General features: G+C 73.4%; 20 protein-coding genes and 1 pseudogene. 15 read left to right on the top strand and 6 right to left on the bottom strand.

The features are described from left to right. Positions 1–107: 107 nt before the first annotated feature. Positions 108–1,499: a copper amine oxidase gene (locus ACFWEJ_RS16955; protein ID WP_377230384.1), complete on the top strand. Its 1,392-nt coding sequence runs from the start codon at positions 108–110 to the stop codon at positions 1,497–1,499. An 87-nt stretch (positions 1,500–1,586) separates the two neighbouring features. Here ACFWEJ_RS16955 and ACFWEJ_RS16950 read toward each other — a convergent pair whose 3' ends face one another. Next, positions 1,587–2,348 carry a class I SAM-dependent methyltransferase gene (locus ACFWEJ_RS16950; protein WP_377230383.1) on the bottom strand — a complete coding sequence of 254 codons (762 nt, stop codon included), beginning with the start codon at positions 2,346–2,348 and terminating at the stop codon, positions 1,587–1,589. Between the two features lie 125 nt (positions 2,349–2,473). Between ACFWEJ_RS16950 and ACFWEJ_RS16945 the strand changes: the two genes are divergently transcribed. The 3 genes from ACFWEJ_RS16945 to ACFWEJ_RS16935 are packed head-to-tail and all read left to right on the top strand — an operon-like array spanning position 2,474 to position 5,602. Continuing rightward, positions 2,474–3,601: a hypothetical protein gene (locus ACFWEJ_RS16945; protein WP_377230382.1), complete on the top strand. Its 1,128-nt coding sequence runs from the start codon at positions 2,474–2,476 to the stop codon at positions 3,599–3,601. A 38-nt stretch (positions 3,602–3,639) separates the two neighbouring features. Further along, positions 3,640–4,968, top strand: a complete 1,329-nt coding sequence (locus ACFWEJ_RS16940; protein WP_377230381.1) for a sensor histidine kinase — start codon at positions 3,640–3,642, stop codon at positions 4,966–4,968. Beyond that, positions 4,961–5,602 carry a response regulator gene (locus tag ACFWEJ_RS16935; protein ID WP_377230380.1) on the top strand — a complete coding sequence of 214 codons (642 nt, stop codon included), beginning with the start codon at positions 4,961–4,963 and terminating at the stop codon, positions 5,600–5,602. Before ACFWEJ_RS16940 ends, ACFWEJ_RS16935 begins: the two co-directional genes overlap by 8 nt. A gap of 7 nt (positions 5,603–5,609) precedes the next feature. On the opposite strand, the gene ACFWEJ_RS16930 is transcribed toward ACFWEJ_RS16935, so the two are convergent. Continuing rightward, positions 5,610–6,080, bottom strand: a complete 471-nt coding sequence (locus ACFWEJ_RS16930) for a GNAT family N-acetyltransferase (protein WP_377230379.1) — start codon at positions 6,078–6,080, stop codon at positions 5,610–5,612. A gap of 142 nt (positions 6,081–6,222) precedes the next feature. Between ACFWEJ_RS16930 and ACFWEJ_RS16925 the strand changes: the two genes are divergently transcribed. Further along, entirely contained in the window at positions 6,223–6,528 is a 306-nt protein-coding gene (locus tag ACFWEJ_RS16925) for a hypothetical protein (RefSeq protein WP_377230378.1), read from the top strand. Between the two features lie 6 nt (positions 6,529–6,534). Here ACFWEJ_RS16925 and ACFWEJ_RS16920 read toward each other — a convergent pair whose 3' ends face one another. After that, complete coding sequence (locus tag ACFWEJ_RS16920; protein WP_377230377.1) at positions 6,535–7,017, bottom strand: glutathione peroxidase; 483 nt, start codon at positions 7,015–7,017, stop codon at positions 6,535–6,537. Positions 7,018–7,106: 89 nt separating this feature from the next. Between ACFWEJ_RS16920 and ACFWEJ_RS16915 the strand changes: the two genes are divergently transcribed. The 8 genes from ACFWEJ_RS16915 to ACFWEJ_RS16880 all read left to right on the top strand — a co-directional run bounded on the left by ACFWEJ_RS16915 (position 7,107) and on the right by ACFWEJ_RS16880 (position 13,163). Continuing rightward, a complete protein-coding gene (locus ACFWEJ_RS16915; RefSeq protein ID WP_377230376.1) occupies positions 7,107–8,099 on the top strand; it encodes a pseudouridine synthase in 993 nt (330 codons plus the stop codon). Positions 8,100–8,119: 20 nt separating this feature from the next. Further along, the gene (gene alr, locus ACFWEJ_RS16910) at positions 8,120–9,355 is read left to right on the top strand and encodes an alanine racemase (protein ID WP_377230375.1); all 1,236 of its coding nucleotides are present in this window, start codon (positions 8,120–8,122) and stop codon (positions 9,353–9,355) included. Continuing rightward, positions 9,352–9,927 carry a tRNA (adenosine(37)-N6)-threonylcarbamoyltransferase complex ATPase subunit type 1 TsaE gene (gene tsaE, locus ACFWEJ_RS16905; protein WP_377230374.1) on the top strand — a complete coding sequence of 192 codons (576 nt, stop codon included), beginning with the start codon at positions 9,352–9,354 and terminating at the stop codon, positions 9,925–9,927. Before alr ends, tsaE begins: the two co-directional genes overlap by 4 nt. 60 nt (positions 9,928–9,987) lie before the next feature. Continuing rightward, on the top strand, positions 9,988–10,377 hold the full coding sequence (locus tag ACFWEJ_RS16900) for a hypothetical protein (RefSeq protein ID WP_377230373.1): 390 nt from the start codon (positions 9,988–9,990) through the stop codon (positions 10,375–10,377). Between the two features lie 38 nt (positions 10,378–10,415). Further along, the gene (locus ACFWEJ_RS16895; protein ID WP_377230372.1) at positions 10,416–10,913 is read left to right on the top strand and encodes a hypothetical protein; all 498 of its coding nucleotides are present in this window, start codon (positions 10,416–10,418) and stop codon (positions 10,911–10,913) included. 71 nt (positions 10,914–10,984) lie between these two features. Beyond that, a complete protein-coding gene (gene tsaB, locus ACFWEJ_RS16890) occupies positions 10,985–11,749 on the top strand; it encodes a tRNA (adenosine(37)-N6)-threonylcarbamoyltransferase complex dimerization subunit type 1 TsaB (RefSeq protein WP_377230371.1) in 765 nt (254 codons plus the stop codon). Beyond that, positions 11,746–12,309 (top strand): ribosomal protein S18-alanine N-acetyltransferase, encoded by a 564-nt coding sequence (rimI, locus tag ACFWEJ_RS16885; RefSeq protein ID WP_377230370.1) that lies wholly within the window; start codon positions 11,746–11,748, stop codon positions 12,307–12,309. Before tsaB ends, rimI begins: the two co-directional genes overlap by 4 nt. Then, entirely contained in the window at positions 12,306–13,163 is an 858-nt protein-coding gene (locus ACFWEJ_RS16880; RefSeq protein WP_377230369.1) for a sulfurtransferase, read from the top strand. The genes rimI and ACFWEJ_RS16880 overlap by 4 nt, the downstream gene beginning before the upstream one ends. A gap of 45 nt (positions 13,164–13,208) precedes the next feature. Here ACFWEJ_RS16880 and ACFWEJ_RS16875 read toward each other — a convergent pair whose 3' ends face one another. Then, a complete protein-coding gene (locus ACFWEJ_RS16875; RefSeq protein WP_377230368.1) occupies positions 13,209–13,931 on the bottom strand; it encodes a hypothetical protein in 723 nt (240 codons plus the stop codon). Positions 13,932–14,089: 158 nt separating this feature from the next. Here ACFWEJ_RS16875 and ACFWEJ_RS16870 point away from each other — a divergent pair, with 158 nt between their 5' ends. After that, the gene (locus ACFWEJ_RS16870) at positions 14,090–15,109 is read left to right on the top strand and encodes a hypothetical protein (protein ID WP_377230367.1); all 1,020 of its coding nucleotides are present in this window, start codon (positions 14,090–14,092) and stop codon (positions 15,107–15,109) included. Between the two features lie 121 nt (positions 15,110–15,230). On the opposite strand, the gene tsaD is transcribed toward ACFWEJ_RS16870, so the two are convergent. Continuing rightward, positions 15,231–16,274 (bottom strand): tRNA (adenosine(37)-N6)-threonylcarbamoyltransferase complex transferase subunit TsaD, encoded by a 1,044-nt coding sequence (gene tsaD / locus ACFWEJ_RS16865; protein ID WP_377230366.1) that lies wholly within the window; start codon positions 16,272–16,274, stop codon positions 15,231–15,233. 122 nt (positions 16,275–16,396) lie between these two features. Here tsaD and ACFWEJ_RS16860 point away from each other — a divergent pair, with 122 nt between their 5' ends. Continuing rightward, positions 16,397–17,014, top strand: coding sequence for a malonic semialdehyde reductase (locus ACFWEJ_RS16860; protein ID WP_377230365.1), 618 nt, complete (start codon positions 16,397–16,399; stop codon positions 17,012–17,014). A gap of 51 nt (positions 17,015–17,065) precedes the next feature. On the opposite strand, the pseudogene ACFWEJ_RS16855 reads toward ACFWEJ_RS16860, so the two are convergent. Beyond that, positions 17,066–17,396: pseudogene (locus ACFWEJ_RS16855) on the bottom strand (carboxylate--amine ligase); the annotation flags it as partial.

Below are 17,396 nucleotides of genomic sequence, written 5' to 3'. Positions count from 1 at the left end.
GTCCGGCGGGACGGCCGGGCCGTGGCCGAGACGGCCGCGGGTGGTGATCACGATCACCGTCGCACCGGGCCGGTCCTGTCAGGGCCCGCAGGGGGCCGGGAACCGAGATGGGGGGAATCGTGCGCGAGGTGTCGTCCAGGCGCAGGTTGATACCGGCGATCGTCGCGGCGACCGCCATCGTCGCGCTCGTCGTGGCCGCGATCACGGTGGTGGAACAGGCTCTGCCTGCCGCGCCGGCCCCGCGGGGCGAGGACTCGCGGGCGTCGGGCAGCGCGCACGTGCGGTGCGCGGAGAACGAACCGGTCACGGAGCAGCTGCTCAGCGGTTCCACGTGGACCATGTGCTGGCGGATCGACGCCAGCCGCGGGCTGGTGCTCGACGACGTGCACTTCACGCCCGCCGGCGACGAGCCGGTGCAGGTGCTCGCCGAGCTGTCCATCGGGCAGCTCGAAGTGCCGTACGACACCGGCCTGCGCAACACCGAGGACATCACGACCCAGGGCTTCGGCGGCAGCCACATCATGACGCTCACCGAGCCGGAGTGCCTGGGCGAACGGCTCGAGACGTACGTGCCGAAGATCGGCGACGGCTCGATGGGCGGCGGCGGTGAGCGCCGCGCCGTGCTGTGCCAGGAGGTGGTCGACGGCGGGATCGCGTACCGCAGCGGCGACACGACGGGCACCGAGGTGGCCCGCGGCACGGACCTGCGGCTCTCCACGATCTCGAAGGTCGGCTGGTACGAGTACGTCAGCCAGTACACGTTCGGCGGCGACGGCAGCATCCGGTCCGACCTGGGCGCGACCGGCGACCTGTCGCCCGAGGACTACGGGGACGACCCGGCGCACGGCTGGCCCGTCGGCCCCGGCGACACGGACTACGCCACGAGCCACTCCCACAACGCCGTCTGGCGGGTGCACTGGGCGCTCGGCGGGCAGGGCGGCCAGGTGGTGGAGCAGTACGACGCCGCGCCGACCGGCGAGGTGGGCCCGCGGGCGCCGCTGGTCGAGGGGGCCCTGACCCGGATCCCGCGCGAGGGCACTGCCACGGCGGCCGACCGGCGCTGGTGGCGCGTGGTCAACCCCGACGTGCTCAACGCGGACGGGCACGAGATCTCATACCAGGTCGAGCTGGGGGCGACGACGCCCTTCCAGCTCACCCAGGACCACCACCACGACGGCCCGGCGGGCGGCGACGACGGCGGCTACGCGATCGCGTTCACCGAGGCGGACGACTGCCAGCTCTACGCGACGGCCAACAAGGAGGGGTCCTGCGGGTCGGGCGTTCTCGACTTCGCGCAGGACGAGGCGGAGCTGTCCGACGTCGTCACGTGGGTCGCCGTCGGCTTCCACCACGTGGCGCGCGACGAGGACCAGAGCCCCATGGAGATGCACTGGCAGGGGTTCACGCTGACGCCGCGCGACCTGACGGCGCAGCGCGTCGACCCGCCGTCGGCCCGCGAGAAGGTGAACGGAAAGCCGGACGCGCACCCGGCCGACTGACCCGCCGTCCCTGTCCCGCCGAGTCAGCGGGGTGGTCCGACCAGCCGGCTGACTCGGCGAATCCGGACCCGCGAGTCAGCCGGTTAGTCAAGGCTTTCGGGCCTCGACCAGGGTGCGGCGGCTGTGGCAGACGAAGGACCCCTGCTCCGCGATGTGTTCGTACAGGGCGCGTAGGCGGTCGCTGTAGCGCTCGACGTCGAAGTCGGGCACCGTCCACAGGACCTTGCGCAGGAAGTGCACGACCGCCGCCAGGTCGAAGAACTCCACCCGGGTCCGCGCGTCCCGCAGGTCCACCACGTCCAGCCCGGCGTCGGTCACCCGCCCGCGCAGCCGCTCCACGTACCCGGCGTCGTCGTTCGCCTGCGGCCCCATCAGGAACTCGTACAGCTCGCGGTTCGAGCCCGCGCCCACCTCCTGGACCAGCAGCGTGCCGCCGGGCGCCAGCACCCGCGCGGCCTCGGCGTACGGGAACGAGACGGGGTGGCGGCTCAGCACGAGGTCGAACGCGCCGTCGTCGTAGGGGAGCGGTGCGGCGCCGTCGTCAACCAGGGTGACCACGCCGCCGAACGGCGCCAGCGCTGCGGAGGCCAGCCGGTGGTTGGGCGCCCAGCCCTCGACGGCGCGGACGACGCCGGGCACGCGGCCCGCCCGTGAGAGGGCCTCGGCGAAGACCTCGCCGCCGCCCGTGTCGACGTCGAGGGCTGCGTCGGCGCGACCCAGGCGCTCGCCGCACAGCTGCACGTAGCCCCACCCGGGGCGCTCCTCGGTGGCCCGGCCCGTGAACCACGAGAAGTCCCAGCCGTCGGTGGGGACGGCGGCTCCCTCGGCGATCTGCTCCTCGAACGTCATGCCGGCGAACGTAGCCCGGGAGATCCCCCGTCCACCAGCGGAATTCCCCCGACCGGGGGAGGGGCGACCCGGGCCGCGGACGGGAGCGTGGACGCACACCGCACCACCGACCGGAGGGAACTGTCATGTCACGCCTCACCCGCGCCACGCTCCTCGGCGCCACCATCGCCAGCGGCGCCGCGGCGCTGCTCGGCATCGCCTGGATGTCCGGGCTCCTGCCCACCCTGTACGACGGCGCGGACACCGCGCTCCTGGCCCGCTTCGTCCGACCCGACGTCGTGACCACCGTGCACACCGTCGCCGCCCTGGCCGGGGTGGCGACCGGGATCGCGGCTCTCGCCGGCGCCCTCGGCGCGCGGGGACGGGTCGGGGCGGCCGCGCTGCAGCTGCTCGTGTTCGGCCTGGTGCTGCAGAGCGCGGGCACGCTGTCCACCGTGGGCTACCTCGTCGCGATGGCGATGCCCGTCGCGATCGTGGTGCTGCTCGTCCAGGTCGTGCGCCGGTACCGGGTGGCGCGCTGGGCCGTCGGGGTGCCACTCCTGGCCGCGCTCGCCGTGGGCGGTTTCCTCGCGCGCGACGCGCTCGCGGGCATCGCGGCCCTGCTGGGCACGGGGCTTGCCGCCCAGCAGACCGTGCTGGTCGCCGCCCTGCTGTTCATCGCCGTCGGGAGCCTCTGGGCCGTCGTCGGCGTCCAGGCGCTCGCCGGCACGTCCGCCATGGAGCGCGCGACCGCCTGGGTCGTGCGGCACCGCCGGGCCATCACCATCGTGGCCGCGACCGGCCCGCTCCCCTACGCCCTGGTGCGGCTGAGCTGGCTCACCCCGTGGCCCCAGTTCGGTGAGGGCCTGGACCTGTCCACGCGGATCTGGGGCCTGACGCTGTCCAGCGGCGCCTGGCTCGGCGTGTTCCTCACGATCGGCCTGATCCGGCCGTGGGGCGAGGTGTTCCCGCGGTGGATGCCGGGCCTGGCGGGACGCCGGGTACCGATCGCCGCGGCCGCCGTGCCCGGCGGCCTGATCGCGGCGACCGTGACGTTCACGGCCGTCCCCATGCTGATCATGTTCGGCGAGCAGTCCCTGGCCCAGGGCGTGTGGGGCGCGATCATCTTCCCCTGCTGGTACTGGGGCCCGGCCCTGGCGCTCGCGGTCTGGGGCTACGTGGCGCACCGGGTCGAGGCCGACCGCAGCGACGCCGACTCGACGGCAGGGCTCGAACCCGGCGCGGCGGGCCGGGACCGCGTCGCCGCCGTATGACCTGGCGGGCGGCCCCGGCGACCGGAGAGGATGACGGCATGCAGGCGACGACGCGGCACCTCGCGCGGTACCTCGCCCGGCGGTTCGCCTGGCACATGCTCGGCGCGGCGATCGGGCTGGCCCTCGTGCTGCTCGTGTACAGCCTGCTGTTCTCCGCGGTCACGGAGCCGCCCGCGTGGGTGGTCGTCGTCGTGGCGGTCGCCGCCGCCGTCGGGCTCGGCCTGGTCCCGGGCGCCCGGGAGCTGGAGGTCACGGCCGCCCGCGCCCTGCTCGACGTCGACGCAGAGCTCGTGGTCCCGGCCCGGCCGCGGCTCGCCCACCGGATCCGGACCGCGGGCTGGGTGGTGCTGCACCTGGTGACCGGGATGCTCGTCGCCGTCTGCCTGTTCGCCGTGCTCCCCGGCGCGGTGCTGATCGCCGTCGAGACGGTGGCCGGGCGCCCGTTCGGGTCCGGGTTCCCGCTGCCGACCAGCGCGGTCGAGGCGGTGCTGCGGCTAGCGGCGTGCGCCGTCGTCGGGCTGCTGGCGCTCGCGGCCACCTGGCCGCTGGGGGCGGCGGCCTCCACCCTCGCCGGGCGGGTGCTCGGCCCCACCGCGCACGACCGGATGGAGACCGCGCTCGCCCGCGCCCACCGCGAGGCCGAGCACACCCGCCTCGCGCGCGAGCTGCACGACGGCATCGGTCACGCCCTGACCGTCGTCAGCGTGCAGGCGGCGGCGGGACGGCGCGTCGTCGCGGCCAACCCCGATGCGGCCGCCGAGGCGCTCGCGGCCATCGAGGACACGGCCCGGTCGGCGCTCGCCGAGCTCGACCAGCTCCTGGCCGTCCTGCGGGACAACGCCGACGACGCCGTGCCCCTGGCGCTCGCGCCCGCCCTGGACGACGTCGTGCAGGCCCACCGCCGCGCCGGCCTCGACCTGAGCGCGACCGTCGACCTGCCGGCCGGGCTGCCCGCCTTGCTGGGCCGCACGGTGCAGCGGATCGTCACCGAGGCGCTCACCAACGCGCACCGGCACGGCGGGCCCGGACCCGTGCGGCTCAGCGTGGGGCAGGACGGCGAGCGGGTGCTGATCGAGGCGGTGAACCCTGTGCGCGCAGGCGGGCGCCCGGGCCGGGTTCCGGCGTCCGGGCGCTCGGCCGGCGGGCGGTCCGGCGGGCGCGGCCTGGCCGGCGTCCGGGAGCGGGTCGCGCTGTTCGGCGGCACGGCCGAGGCGGGGCCTGACGGCGACCGCTGGGTGCTCCGTGCGACGCTGCCCTGGGCGCCGGCGGCGGGAGATCCCGGCGGTTCCGCCGCCGGCCCGTCCGCCGTCGACCCGCGCGGCGTCCGTCCCGCCGTCCGCCCCGACCGGAAGGAACCCGATGCCTGACGTCCCCGTGCGGGTGCTCCTCGCCGACGACGAGCCGCTCGTCCGTAGCGGCCTGCGCCTCATCCTCGACGCGGAGCCCGACCTGGAGGTGGTGGGGGAGGCGGGCGACGGCGCGCGGGCGGTCGAGCTGGCGCGGAGCCTGCGGCCCGACGTCGTCTGCATGGACGTGCGGATGCCGGGCGTCGACGGCCTGCGTGCGACCGAGCTGGTGCTCCGGCTGCCGCAGCCGCCCCGGGTGCTCGTGGTGACCACGTTCGAGCACGACGGTTACGTGCTCGACGCGCTCACGGCCGGGGCGTCGGGGTTCCTGCTCAAGCGCGCCGGGGCCGACGAGATGGTGCAGGCGGTCCGCACCGTCGCCGTCGGGCAGAGCCTGCTGTACCCGCAGGCACTGCGCGACCTGGTGCGCACGCGCCCGCGCGCGACGGCGGGCGCGCCTACGCTGACGCCGCGCGAGCGGGAGGTGCTGGCGCTGGTGGCGCAGGGCATGACGAACGCGGAGATCGCGACGGCGCTCGTGGTCGGCGTCGAGACGGTGCGCACGCACGTGGCGTCCGTGCTGGCCAAGCTGCAGGCGCGCGACCGGACGCAGGCCGTGGTGCTGGGCTACCGGGCGGGGCTGGTGGAGCTGTAGTCCCGCGTCACTCGTGGGGCAGGACCATCTCGATCTCGTCCGGGAACGGCGCGTAGTCCGAGGTCTTGCGGCGGCCCGTGCGGTGCCAGCCGAGATGCTCGTAGAAGCCGATCGCCTGGTCGTTGTCGGCGAGGCACCACAGCCGGGGGTCGTCCATCTCGGCGACCGCGACGTCCATGGCGGCCCGGGCCAGGCCGCTGCCCCAGTGCGACGGATGCACCGCGAGGTGCCGCAACAGCCGCTCGTCGTGGGCGACGAAACAGGCCAGGCGGGCGCGGTCGGCGTCGTCCAGGACGTGGACGCGGACGCCCGGCTCGACGAGCGCCGCCTGCCACTTGGCCAGCACCTCTTCGGACGGGAACGGGTACATGCCCGGCGGGAAGATGTGGCCCAGCGCCGCGATCCCAGCGGCGCGCTCCACGTCCAGGAGCGCCTGCGCGTCCTCGGGCGTGGCCTGCCGGAACCGGTTCTCGACCATTGCCCCAGAGTACGGCTCCACTTCACCCCGGGCACCACCGCTGAGATTTGCGTCCCGGACCTGCACGGGAGCGGGCGAAAATTGCCGTGCAACATTTTCCCGAAGTGCTGTGACCTCGGTGCGGTTCGTGCGTCAAGGGTGCATGACGAACACAGCATTCAGCGCGGTGATGTCCCGCCTCTCGGCGCTCGACACGCTCTCGCTGCGGGTGGAACAGGACTGGCTCGCCTTCGGCCTGGACCGGGTCGACGTGCTGGTCATCGAGATACTTACGGTCAACGAGCTCACGGCCCTGCCGCTCGTGACCCGGTACCGGCTGACGCCGGTGGAGCCGGAACCGGGACGGGAGCTGGGCCTGACCAGGGTCTGGACCGGTTGGCTCGGGGACGCCTCGGACGTGGTGCCGGTCGCGATGCGGCTCACGCTCGCGGCGGGCGAGAGCTCGTGAGGCCGGTCAGCGGGGCAGGTGCGCCTCGATCTCGTCGATGATCGCCGGGTCGTCCGGCAGGGTCTTCGGCGCGTAGCGACGCACGTCGCCCCCGGGCAGCACCAGGAACTTCTCGAAGTTCCAGCGGATCTTGCCCGAGTGTCCCGTGGCGTCCTCCGTCTTCTTGAGCTCGACGTAGAGCGGGTGCGCGTGGCGCCCGTTCAGCCGGACCTTGTCGAGCACGGGGAACGTGACGCCGTACGTCATAGAGCAGAACTCGGCGATCTTCTCGTTCGAGCTCAGCTCCTGCAGGAACTGGTTGCTGGGGAAGCCCAGCACCGTGAAACCCCGGTCCTGGTACTTCTTCTGCAGCTTCTCGAGGGTCTCGTACTGCGGGGCCAGGCCGCACCGCGAGGCCACGTTCACCACGAGGACGACGTCCTCCTTGTGGTCGGCCAGCGAGATCTCGGCGCCGTCCATCGTGTGGAAGGGAATGTCGTAGAGGGTCACCCGGACATCTTCCACCCGTTGTCCGGGTCAACGGAACCCTCCGCGGTCCTCCGCGTACGAGCAGGGACCCGCCGGGTTAGGTTGACGGCGTGAACCGCACGCCCGGCCCCGCCAAGCACCGGCCCCCGCTGCCCGTGCGGGACGGGCTCAACCCCACGCGGATCGTGCTGCCGCACGACCCCGACGTCGTCGTGCGGTTCCCGTACGCGCTCGACTACCTGCTGGACCGGTTCCCCGACGACGAGGAGCGGCTGCGCGAGAAGCTCGCCCTGGGCGAGGTCGTCACGGGGCACGGCGAACCCCTCACGCCGACGACGCCGTACGAGCCGCGCGGGTTCCTCTACCTGTACCGCGACCCGCCCGCCCACGAGGACCGCATCCCGTTCGAGCCCGAGGTGCTCCACCGGGACGAGAACCTGCTGGTCGTGGACAAGCCGCACTTCCTGGCGACGATGCCGCGCGGTCGGTGGGTGCGGGAGACGGCGCTCGTGCGGCTCCGGGTCGCCCTCGACCTGCCCGAGCTCTCCCCGGCCCACCGGCTCGACCGCGGAACCGCCGGCGTGCTCGTGCTCACGGTGCGGCCCGAGGTGCGCGGCGCCTACCAGGAGGCGTTCGCCCGCCGCGAGGTGCGCAAGGTGTACGAGGCGGTGGCGCCGCTGCCGCCGTCCGACGGGCGCCTGGCCGTGGGCGAGCCCGTCACCCTGCGCAGCCGCATCGTGAAGCGGCGCGGCGTCACGCGCGCCGAGGAGGTGCCGGGGGAGCCGAACGCCGAGTCGCTGATCACGCTCTCCGCCGTCGACGAGACCCGGGGCCTCGGCCTGTACCGCCTGGAGCCGCACACCGGCAAGACGCACCAGCTTCGGCTGCACATGGCGTCGCTCGGCCTGCCGATCCTGCACGACCCGTTCTGGCCCCAGCTCCGCGCCGCCGACCCCGACGACTTCGACCGGCCGCTCCAGCTCCTGTCCCGCTCCCTGGAGCTCACGGACCCGCTGTCCGGGCTGCCGCGCCGCTTCGAGTCCCGCCGGCTGCTCAGCGAATGGGCCTCCCGGACACCCCCGAACACGTCCGCCAGGATCTGACAGGTGCAAGAATCGGTGCGATGAGTACCGCCCCCGACTATCCCGCCCGCGCGGTCGTCGACCTCGACGCGATCCGCGACAACGTGCGCGCCCTGCGGACGACCGCCCCGACCGCCCAGGTCATGGCCGTCGTCAAGGCCGACGCGTACGGGCACGGCCTGGCCCCCGCGGCCCGGGCGGCGCTCGCGGGCGGCGCGACCTGGCTGGGGGCGGCGCAGAGCACGGAGGCGCTCGCGATCCGCGCCGCCGTCGGAGCCGGCCCACGCATCCTGACCTGGCTCTACGCACCCGGCGCCCCCCTGGCCGACCTGGTCCGCGACGACATCGACGTCGCCGTCGCCGCGGCCTGGGCTCTCGACGAGGTGGCCGACGGCGCCCGCGTCGCGGGCCGCACCGCCCGCGTGCACCTCAAGGTCGACACCGGGCTGGGCCGCAACGGGATCATGCCCGACGACCTGCCGGCCGTCCTCGACCGTGCGCAGGCGCTGCAGGCGGAGGGCGCGCTCGCCGTCGTCGGCGTCATGTCGCACTTCGCGCTCGCGGACGAGCCCGACGACCCGTCGGTGAAGATGCAGACCCACGTCTTCGACGAGGCGGTCCGCACCGTCGAGGCGGCCGGGATCGACCTCGAGGTGCGGCACATCGCCAACTCCGCGGCGACCCTGACCAACCCGGCGTCGCACTACGACCTGGTGCGCCCGGGGATCGCCGTCTACGGCCTCTCGCCGGTGCCGCAGCTCGGCGTGCCGGGCGACTACGGCCTACGGCCGGCGATGACGCTGGAGGCGCGGCTCGCCACGGTCAAGCGCGTGCCGGCCGGCCACGGCGTCTCCTACGGGCACTTCTACGTCACGCCGCAGGACACGGTGCTCGGCGTCGTGCCGCTCGGCTACTCGGACGGGATCCCGCGGCACGCCTCCGGCGGTTCGCTCGGCCCGGGCGGTCCGGTCCTGGTGGGCGGTGGTGTGGACGACGTCGCCGCACCCGCGACCGGCCTCGGCACCGCCCGCGTGCTGCGCGTCGCGGGCCGGGTCTGCATGGACCAGATCATGCTCGACCTCGGCCCGTACGCATCGGAGCAGGCCGGCGACGTGGTCACATTGTTCGGGGCGTCGGACGGGCTCGCCCGTGCCGGAGCGCCCAATGCCGAGGACTGGGCTCAGGCCGCCGGCACCATCAGCTACGAGATCGTGACGCGCCTCGGCGCGCGCGTGCCCCGTGTGTACGCGGGCACGGCAGGAAGGGAGACCGCGTGAGCGGGGCAGTGAACGGACCGGGCGACATCTCGACGTCGGAGGCGGTGGTCATCGAGCTGCCCGACGCCGACACGACGCGCGCCTTCGGGGCAGCGCTCGCCGGGGTGCTGCGCTCCGGGGACCTGGTGATCCTCACCGGCGACCTCGGCGCGGGCAAGACGACCCTGACCCAGGGCATCGGCGCGGCGCTGAACGTGCGCGGGCAGGTGGCCTCGCCCACCTTCATCGTGGCGCGCGAGCACCCGCCCCTGCCGCGCGAGGACGGCACGCGCGGCCCCGGGCTGGTGCACGTCGACGCCTACCGCCTCGGCGGGCTGGGCGAGCTCGACGCGCTCGACCTGGACTCCTCCCTGGAGGACTCCGTGACGGTCGTGGAGTGGGGGCGCGGCCTCGCCGAGACGCTCGCCGACGACCGCCTGGAGATCGACCTGGAGCGGCCGCGGGGCGCTGCACCGGCGTTCGACCCCGGCGTGGAGGCGCCCGAGGACCCGGAGGCGGGGACGCGCAAGGTGACGATCCGCGCGATCGGCCCGCGGTGGGTCGGCGTGGACCTCGGGGCGTTGCTGGGCTGACTGACCAGGAGCACGGCCGGGTAGCGGCAGCGTGCGAGCACATGGTGGGAGCTGACGGGCTTGAAGGTGTTGTTCTCTGCTTCGACCAGAGAGCTGGAGCTGTCTGGAACCGGACAGGAATTCTTGCGCTTGTCGCGAGACCTGCGAAGTGCCGACAGCGCGTTCTCCCTGTTTGAAGACCCGGACCCGCACCCGTATGAGACGGCGCTACGCCGGATGGAGATTCGGCAAGCGGTCGGCAAGGTGAAGATCCACGTGCCTGCAGATGGCGTCCTGGAGATCGGCGGGGACTCGGATTCTATGGCTTTCCTCGCAGAGAACATCGAGGATTTTGCGGTATCTGCGAGTGGAAGCTACCACTGGCACGTCGAACATTTTCCGGGACACGAGTATCTGGACGAGGCCTCCGTACCGCTGGTCGTCATGATCGACGGGAGCGGGGAGTCCTGAAGCCGTCGGAGAAGCTTGGGCCGACAGGCTCGGAGTATTTGAACCTCCTGCATTGCCTGGAGATGCAGGAAGACAGCCTGATCGAGGTGTTCGTGACCTCGGCTTCGTACGAGCAGTGGGTCGCCGCGATCGAAGGGCTCACTGCGGGTGGTTTCATTCTCGGGATGAAACATCATGACTCCGACGTGCCCGTCGATCTAGATCCCGAGATGTTCAATGAAGGCGATAGCGTGGATTACCTCCTGTCGGTCCAGGTGGGTCGGCAGTCGTGGACTACTCAGTTCTATTCGTTAACACTCATTGACTTTCAAGGCGATCCCCGAAGCGTGCGCACGGAGAGGGATATTGCAGACGTTGCGGAATTCATGCGAGTGATTTCCGAGGCGACTGGGCGGGCGGTCAGCCTTTCGTCCGAGACGCTCGACTATGCGAACGCAACGGCCTACATGACAGTAACCGCGAATGGGGCGCCGGACGGCCCCACCGGGCCAGGCGCGCAACGGTCCGCACGGCAAGCTAGACGGATCGAGCGTTGACGGTGCCGCCGCGCTCCGCGGCACACGGACAGGCTCCCGCCATCGCCGTCGGTCAGTAATACCCTGGTCACGTGGCCGTTCTAGCTCTCGATACCTCAGCAGCCGTCGCCGTCTCGCTCGTCGACGAGGAGGGCGCGCGCCTAGCGTCGCGCTCCTCCGACGAGCGTCGCAGGCACGCCGAGTCGCTCGCGCCCCTGATCTCCGAGATCCTCGACGAGGCGGGGATCGAGCGCGCCGACCTGACAGCGGTCGTCGCCGGTACGGGGCCGGCCCCGTTCACGGGGCTGCGCGTCGGGCTGGTGACCGCCCGCACGCTCGCGCTCTCCCTCGGCATCCCGGTGCTGGGCGTGCCCAGCCTCGACGCGCTGGCCGTTCAGGCCGTCAGCGACCTCGGGCTGCGCGCGGGCCAGGAGATCCTGGCCACCTCCGACGCCCGCCGCAAGGAGGTCTACTGGGCGCGTTACCGCGTGGTCGCGCACGAGGGGCCGCACGGCGTCCCCGTCGTGGAGCGGACCGCCGGGCCGGACGTCGACCGGGCCGGCTTCGTGGCCCAGGGCCAGCTCCCGACGCCGGACGGCGGCGACACCCCGCTGCCCGTCGTGGTCGGCGAGGGCGCGATGCTCTACCCCGAGTTCCTCCCCGTGGCCGACGACGCCCCGCTCGTCCCCGACGCGACCGTGCTCGCCCGGCTGGCGCTCGTCCGCCGCGCCGCGGGCGAGGAGCTGCCGACCGAGCCGCTGTACCTGCGACGTCCGGACGTGCACGAGCCGGGGTCGCCCACCGGCACGGGCGCCAGCTCCGGAGCTGGCTCGGCCGCCGCCGGCGGTGCCGCGTGATCACCGAGGTGCGTCTGCGCCCGCTGCGCAACGCCGACTTCGACCGCGTGCTGCAGCTCGAACGACAGCTCTTCGGCCGGGGCGCCTGGACCTACGGCATGCTCGCCGACGAGCTCGCCGGCCTGGGCCGCTGGTACATCGTGGCCGAGCCGGAGCGGCTCGACCGCGCGGGGGAGCAGCCCGTCGTCGGCTACGCGGGGCTGTGGTTCGACGGCGACGTCACGCAGATCATGACGATCGGCGTCGACCCCGACGTCCAGCGCCACGGCGTGGGGCGGCAGCTCATGGACGCGCTCATCGAGCGGTCCCGCAAGGTCAAGGCCGAGGCCGTGCTGCTGGAGGTGCGGGTCGACAACCAGCCCGCGATCGAGATGTACCGGGACTTCGGCTTCCAGATCCTGGGCGTGCGCAAGCGCTACTACCAGCCTGAGGACGTCGACGCGTACACGATGCGCCTGGACCTGTCCGAGGTGGAGCACCCGACGGCGGACGCCCCGCTGGAGTCGCCGGTTGACGCTCCGACCGACACCCCCGACGACGCCGCAGGAGACGCCGCATGAGGGAACGAGTTCTGGTCGACGCCGCCACACTGGCCGCCGACCTGCAGGTCAGCGCGGCCCCGGACCCGGTCGAGGGGCGGCCCGTCGTGCTCGACGTCCGCTGGGCGCTCGGCATGACCGACGGCCACGACCAGTACCGTGCCGCCCACGTCCCGGGCGCCGTGTACGTGGACCTGGACACGGAGCTGGCCGCGCACGGGGCGCCCACCGACGGGCGGCACCCGCTGCCCTCGGCGTCGGCGTTCCAGCAGGCCGCGCGCCGCTGGGGGGTCTCGGCGGGCTCGCGCGTCGTCGTCTACGACTCCGTGGGCGGCACGTCGGCGGCCCGCGCCTGGTGGCTCCTGCGGTACTTCGGCGTCGAGGACGTCCGCATCCTCGACGGCGGCCTCGCCGCCTGGACGGCAGCGGGCCGCGCCCTCGAACCGGGTGACGTCACGCCCGAGCCGGGCGACGTCGTCGTGCAGCCGGGCGGGATGCCCGTGCTCGACGCCGACGCCGCCGCCGAGCTGGCGGACGGCGCGGGTCTGCTCCTGGACGCCCGGGCCGCCGAGCGGTACCGCGGCGAGGTGGAGCCCGTGGACCCGCAGGCCGGGCACGTGCCGGGCGCCGTCAGCGCGCCGACCAGCGAGAACCTGGGGCCGGACGGCCGGTTCCTGCCGACCGGGGACCTGAAGCGGCGCTTCGGCGAGCTGGGAGTCGCGGACGGCGGGACCGTCGGCGTCTACTGCGGGTCCGGAGTCACGGCGTCGCACGAGGTGGCGGCCCTCGCGATCGTCGGCGTGGACGCCGCCCTGTACCCGGGCTCGTGGTCGCAGTGGTCGAACGACCCGTCGCGGCCCGTCGCGGTGGGCTGAGTCCGGCGCGACGCCGGTGCGACGGCCCGGCCCGCGCGGACCGGGTCAGGGCGTGGGGCTGACCTCGTTGAGCACCAGGATCTTCTGCCACACCTTGCGGGCCATGCCGAGCGTCAGCGACTCGATGGTCGAGACCGTGTTCAGCACGATGTCGTCCTGCGACTCCTCGGCGCACAGCGCCGCCGCCTTGCCCACGATCGACAGCAGCTCGGTGCAGTACTCCAGGTAGTACTCGATCTGCTCGGGGGTCAGGTCGACGTCGTTGTGCTCCGCCTCGCCCGCGAAGGCGTCCCGCAGGATCTCGGGCTCCTTGGTCAGCTGGTGCATGTCGATGATGTGCGCCAGGGAGCGCAGCCGGTGCAGCTTGGCCAGCAGGTCGGAGCGCTGCACCCGCTGCGGCACCGAGTGCAGCACCACGACGGCGACCGCGACGAACACGATGTCGTTCACCGCGCTCTCGATGAGCGGCAGCCAGTCCAGGCCGTTGTCCGGCGCTTCGGTGCCCGCGGCCTCGACGGCGAAGCCGAACGCGACCACGGCCACGAGCACCACGAGGGCGATCAGGACGCGCGACCCGGCCTGTACCAGCCGGCTGCGGCGGCGGGTGCCGGCGGACGTGTCCGCCACCTGCTCGGTCAGGGCCACGAGCTCCTGGGCCACGAGATGGATGCCGCGGTCGGGGAACCGCACGCCGATGCGGTCGCGCAGCCGCCGCGCCGTGTCGATGACCGGGACGGGCTCGAGCTTCTCCAGTGTTCTGACCCACACGGGACGCAGCGTAGGGCCATGGACCCCGACGCCGGGGCGTCGTCCGGGCCGCGCCCGGGGTGAAACCGTGCGAGCGACCTCCCGCCAACTTCATGCACGTTGATAGAGTCGGCGACCGCCCGCGTGCAAGTGCGCGGTCGCGGACGAGGAGCGCGCGCATGGTACGTCGGGCCAACACTGCATCCGGGTTGTTCGCCGTGCTGGGCCTCGAACCGGCGCAGGAGCTCGCCTACCGGCACCTCCTGTCGGTCGGCTCGGCCAGCGTGGCGCAGCTCGCCGCCGCCACGGAGGTGGACCAGCCCGTCGCCGCGGCCTGGCTGGACCGGCTGGAGAACCTGGGCCTGGTGCTGCCCGTCGACGGCACGGCCGGCTTCGCCGCCGTCGACCCCCGCAGCGCGCTCCGCGCCCTGACCGACGGCCACACCATGCACCTCAACCGGCTGCGCGAGCACATCCCGGAGCTCGCCGCGGTGTTCGAGGACGCGCGCCGCGGTTCCGACGCGCCGACCCTGACCCGCCTGGTGTCCGGGCACAGCGACATCGCCGACTGGTACGGGCGCCTCGGGCACGAGGTGGAGGGGGAGTTCCTGGCCTTCGACCGGCCGCCGTACGTGGTCACGCCCACCGACTCGCTGGAGGACCTGGCGATCTCGCGGGGCGTGGTCTGGCGGTCCGTCTACGGAGCGGCGTCGTTCGACCTGCCGGGACGGCTGGACCGGGTGCGCCGCGACGTCGCGATGGGGGAGCGGGCCCGGGTGACCGCGACGGTACCGGTCAAGCTCGCGATCATCGACCGGCGCCTCGCCCTGGTCTCGCTCAACCTGTCCGAGGAGACCCCCGAGGCCCTGGTCACGGCGTCGCCGCCCCTCGTGGAGGCGCTGTGCCTGATGTTCGAGAGCTACTGGGAGGGCGCCCAGCCGCTGCGCCAGTGGCGGTCCGAGGGCGCGCCCGAGCCGCGGCCGGTCTCCGGGCGCTCGCGGAGCGACCGCGGGCCGACGGCGGAGGAGCGGGAGCTGCTCGCCCTCTTGACGGCGGAGGTCAAGGACGACGTCATCGCCCGCGAGCTGGGCATCTCGGTCCGGACGCTCGGGCGCCGCCTGCGCGACCTGATGGACGCGCTCGGGGCGACCAGCAGGTTCCGCGCCGGCGCCGAGGCCGCGCGGCGCGGCTGGATCTAGCGCCCGGTCCCGTGCCCGGCCCGGGGTCCGGCTCAGACGGTGTTATCTGCCGTCTGAGCCTGCGGTTCGCTCCGGGCGGTGCGCCTCGTTCCTCGGCGCTCCGCCTGCGCTCACCTCCGGCTCAGACGGTGATCGTGGTGAGCGGCATCGACGAGTCCACCGGGATGTCCAGGTTGCTCGGGGCCACCCCGGCGCGCACCACCGCGGAGCCGAGCGCCGCGATCATCGCGCCGTTGTCCGTGCAGTAGCGGATCGGCGGGATGCGCAGGTCGATGCCGGCCTCGGCGCAGCGCTTGGCCGCCATGTCACGGAGCTGGCTGTTGGCGGAGAACCCGCCGCCGACGACGAGCGTGTCCACGCCGTGCCGGTGGCAGGCGGCGATCGTCTTGGCCGTGAGCACGTCGGCGACGGCCTCGGCGAACGACGCCGCGACGTCGTGCACCGGGATCTCCTGGCCGGCGTCCGTGCGGGCCTCGACCCAGCGGGCCACCGCCGTCTTGAGGCCGGAGAACGAGAAGTCGTAGGCGTGCTTGGCCTGGTCCTTCGCGGCCGTGAGGCCGCGCGGGAACCGGATGGCGGTGGGGTCGCCCTCGCGCGCGAGGCGGTCGATGTGCGGGCCGCCGGGGTAGGGCAGGCCGAGCAGGCGGCCGACCTTGTCGAAGGCCTCGCCCGCGGCGTCGTCGAGCGTGGAGCCGAGCTCGGTGACGTTCGTGGCGATGTCGTCCACCAGCAGCAGCGAGCTGTGCCCGCCGCTCACCACGAGCGCCATCGCCCGCTCCGGCAGGGGGCCGTCCACGAGCTGGTCCACGCACGCGTGGCCGATCACGTGGTTCACGCCGTACAGCGGCTTGTTCAGGCCGAGGGCGAGGGCCTTCGCGGCGGACGCGCCGATCGTGAGCGGCCCGACGAGCCCGGGCCCGGCGGTGACCGCGATGGCGTCGACCTCGGACAGGTCGACGTCGGCCTCGCCGAGGGCCTTCTGGATCGTGGGGATCATCGCCTCGAGGTGGGCCCTGCTGGCTACCTCGGGGATGATTCCGCCGTAGCGAGCGTGCTCCTCCATCGAGCTGGCCACCGCGTCGACCAGCAGGTCGTTTCCGCGGACCAGCGCGACGCCGGTCTCGTCGCAGGAGGTCTCGATACCGAGCACCAGTGGATCTGCCATGTGCTCCAGCCTAGTTCCCCGGGGCCGGTGAGCGGGGAACCGGGCGGTGTGTGACGCGCGGACGTGCGGGACGTCACGGTTGAATCTGGAACTATCGCTTGAAGCAACTTGTTGTCGCGCGTATGACCGACACCGTTCTTGAGGCCCAGGGCCTCGCCATCGACGACGCGACCGCCGACCGCCTGTTCCGCACCGCGCGGACCGTCACGACCTTCGCCGAGTCCGAGGTGACCGACGAGCAGCTCGCCGCCGTCTACGACCTCGTCAAGTGGGGCCCGACGGCCATGAACACGAGCCCGCTGCGCATGCTCGTCGTCCGCACGCCGGAGGCCCGGGAGCGCCTCGTCGCCCGCGTGCCCGAGGGCAACCAGGAGCGCGTCCGGAACGCGCCCGTCACCCTCGTGCTCGCCTACGACACCGACTTCCACGAGCACCTCGACCGGCTGATCCCGCACATGCCGGGCGCGCGCGACATGTTCGCCGGCGACGCCGGGGCGCGCGCCGAGATGGCGCGCACCAGCGCCCTCATCCAGGCCGGATACCTGATCGTCGGCCTGCGCGCCGCCGGCCTCGCCGTCGGCCCGATGCACGGGATCTACGACCAGATCGACGCCGAGTTCTTCGCCGAGAACGGCTGGAAGGGCCTCCTCGTCGTCAACGTCAGCGCGGCCGACGGCGCCGACACCACCCGCCCCCGCGCCCCGCGCCTGAGCTTCGACGACGCCGCGCAGGTCATCTGACCCCGCGCGTCGTCTGACCCCGCGCATCGTCCGACCCCCGGCGCGCCGGCGTCAGGCGGGCAGCGGCCGGCCGGTCCGCATCTCCTCCAGCATCGCGCGCACAACCGGCACCAGGTCGCCGTCGTGCGCGGCGGCGACCCGCTCCTGCCGCCGGTACGACGGCCCGGTGCGGAGGATGTCCCGCACCCCGGCCAGCTCCGCCGCGCAGCCCAGCCGGTGCGCCACGGGCTCCAGCTCGACCAGGAGCTTGCCGATCGCGTCGACGAGCGCCCCCTGGTTGCCCTCGGCGTCCAGGATCACGGTGGCGTCCAGCCCGTAGCGGGCCGAACGGAACTTGTTCTCCGCCACGTACCAGGGGGGCAGCTCGACCAGGGCCCGGCCC

Source organism: Promicromonospora sp. NPDC060204 (genome assembly GCF_042728455.1).
Taxonomy (GTDB): Bacteria; Actinomycetota; Actinomycetes; order Actinomycetales; family Cellulomonadaceae; genus Promicromonospora.
Note: the sequence above shows the minus strand (reverse complement) of the source record. Positions and strands in the feature narration are given on the sequence as shown.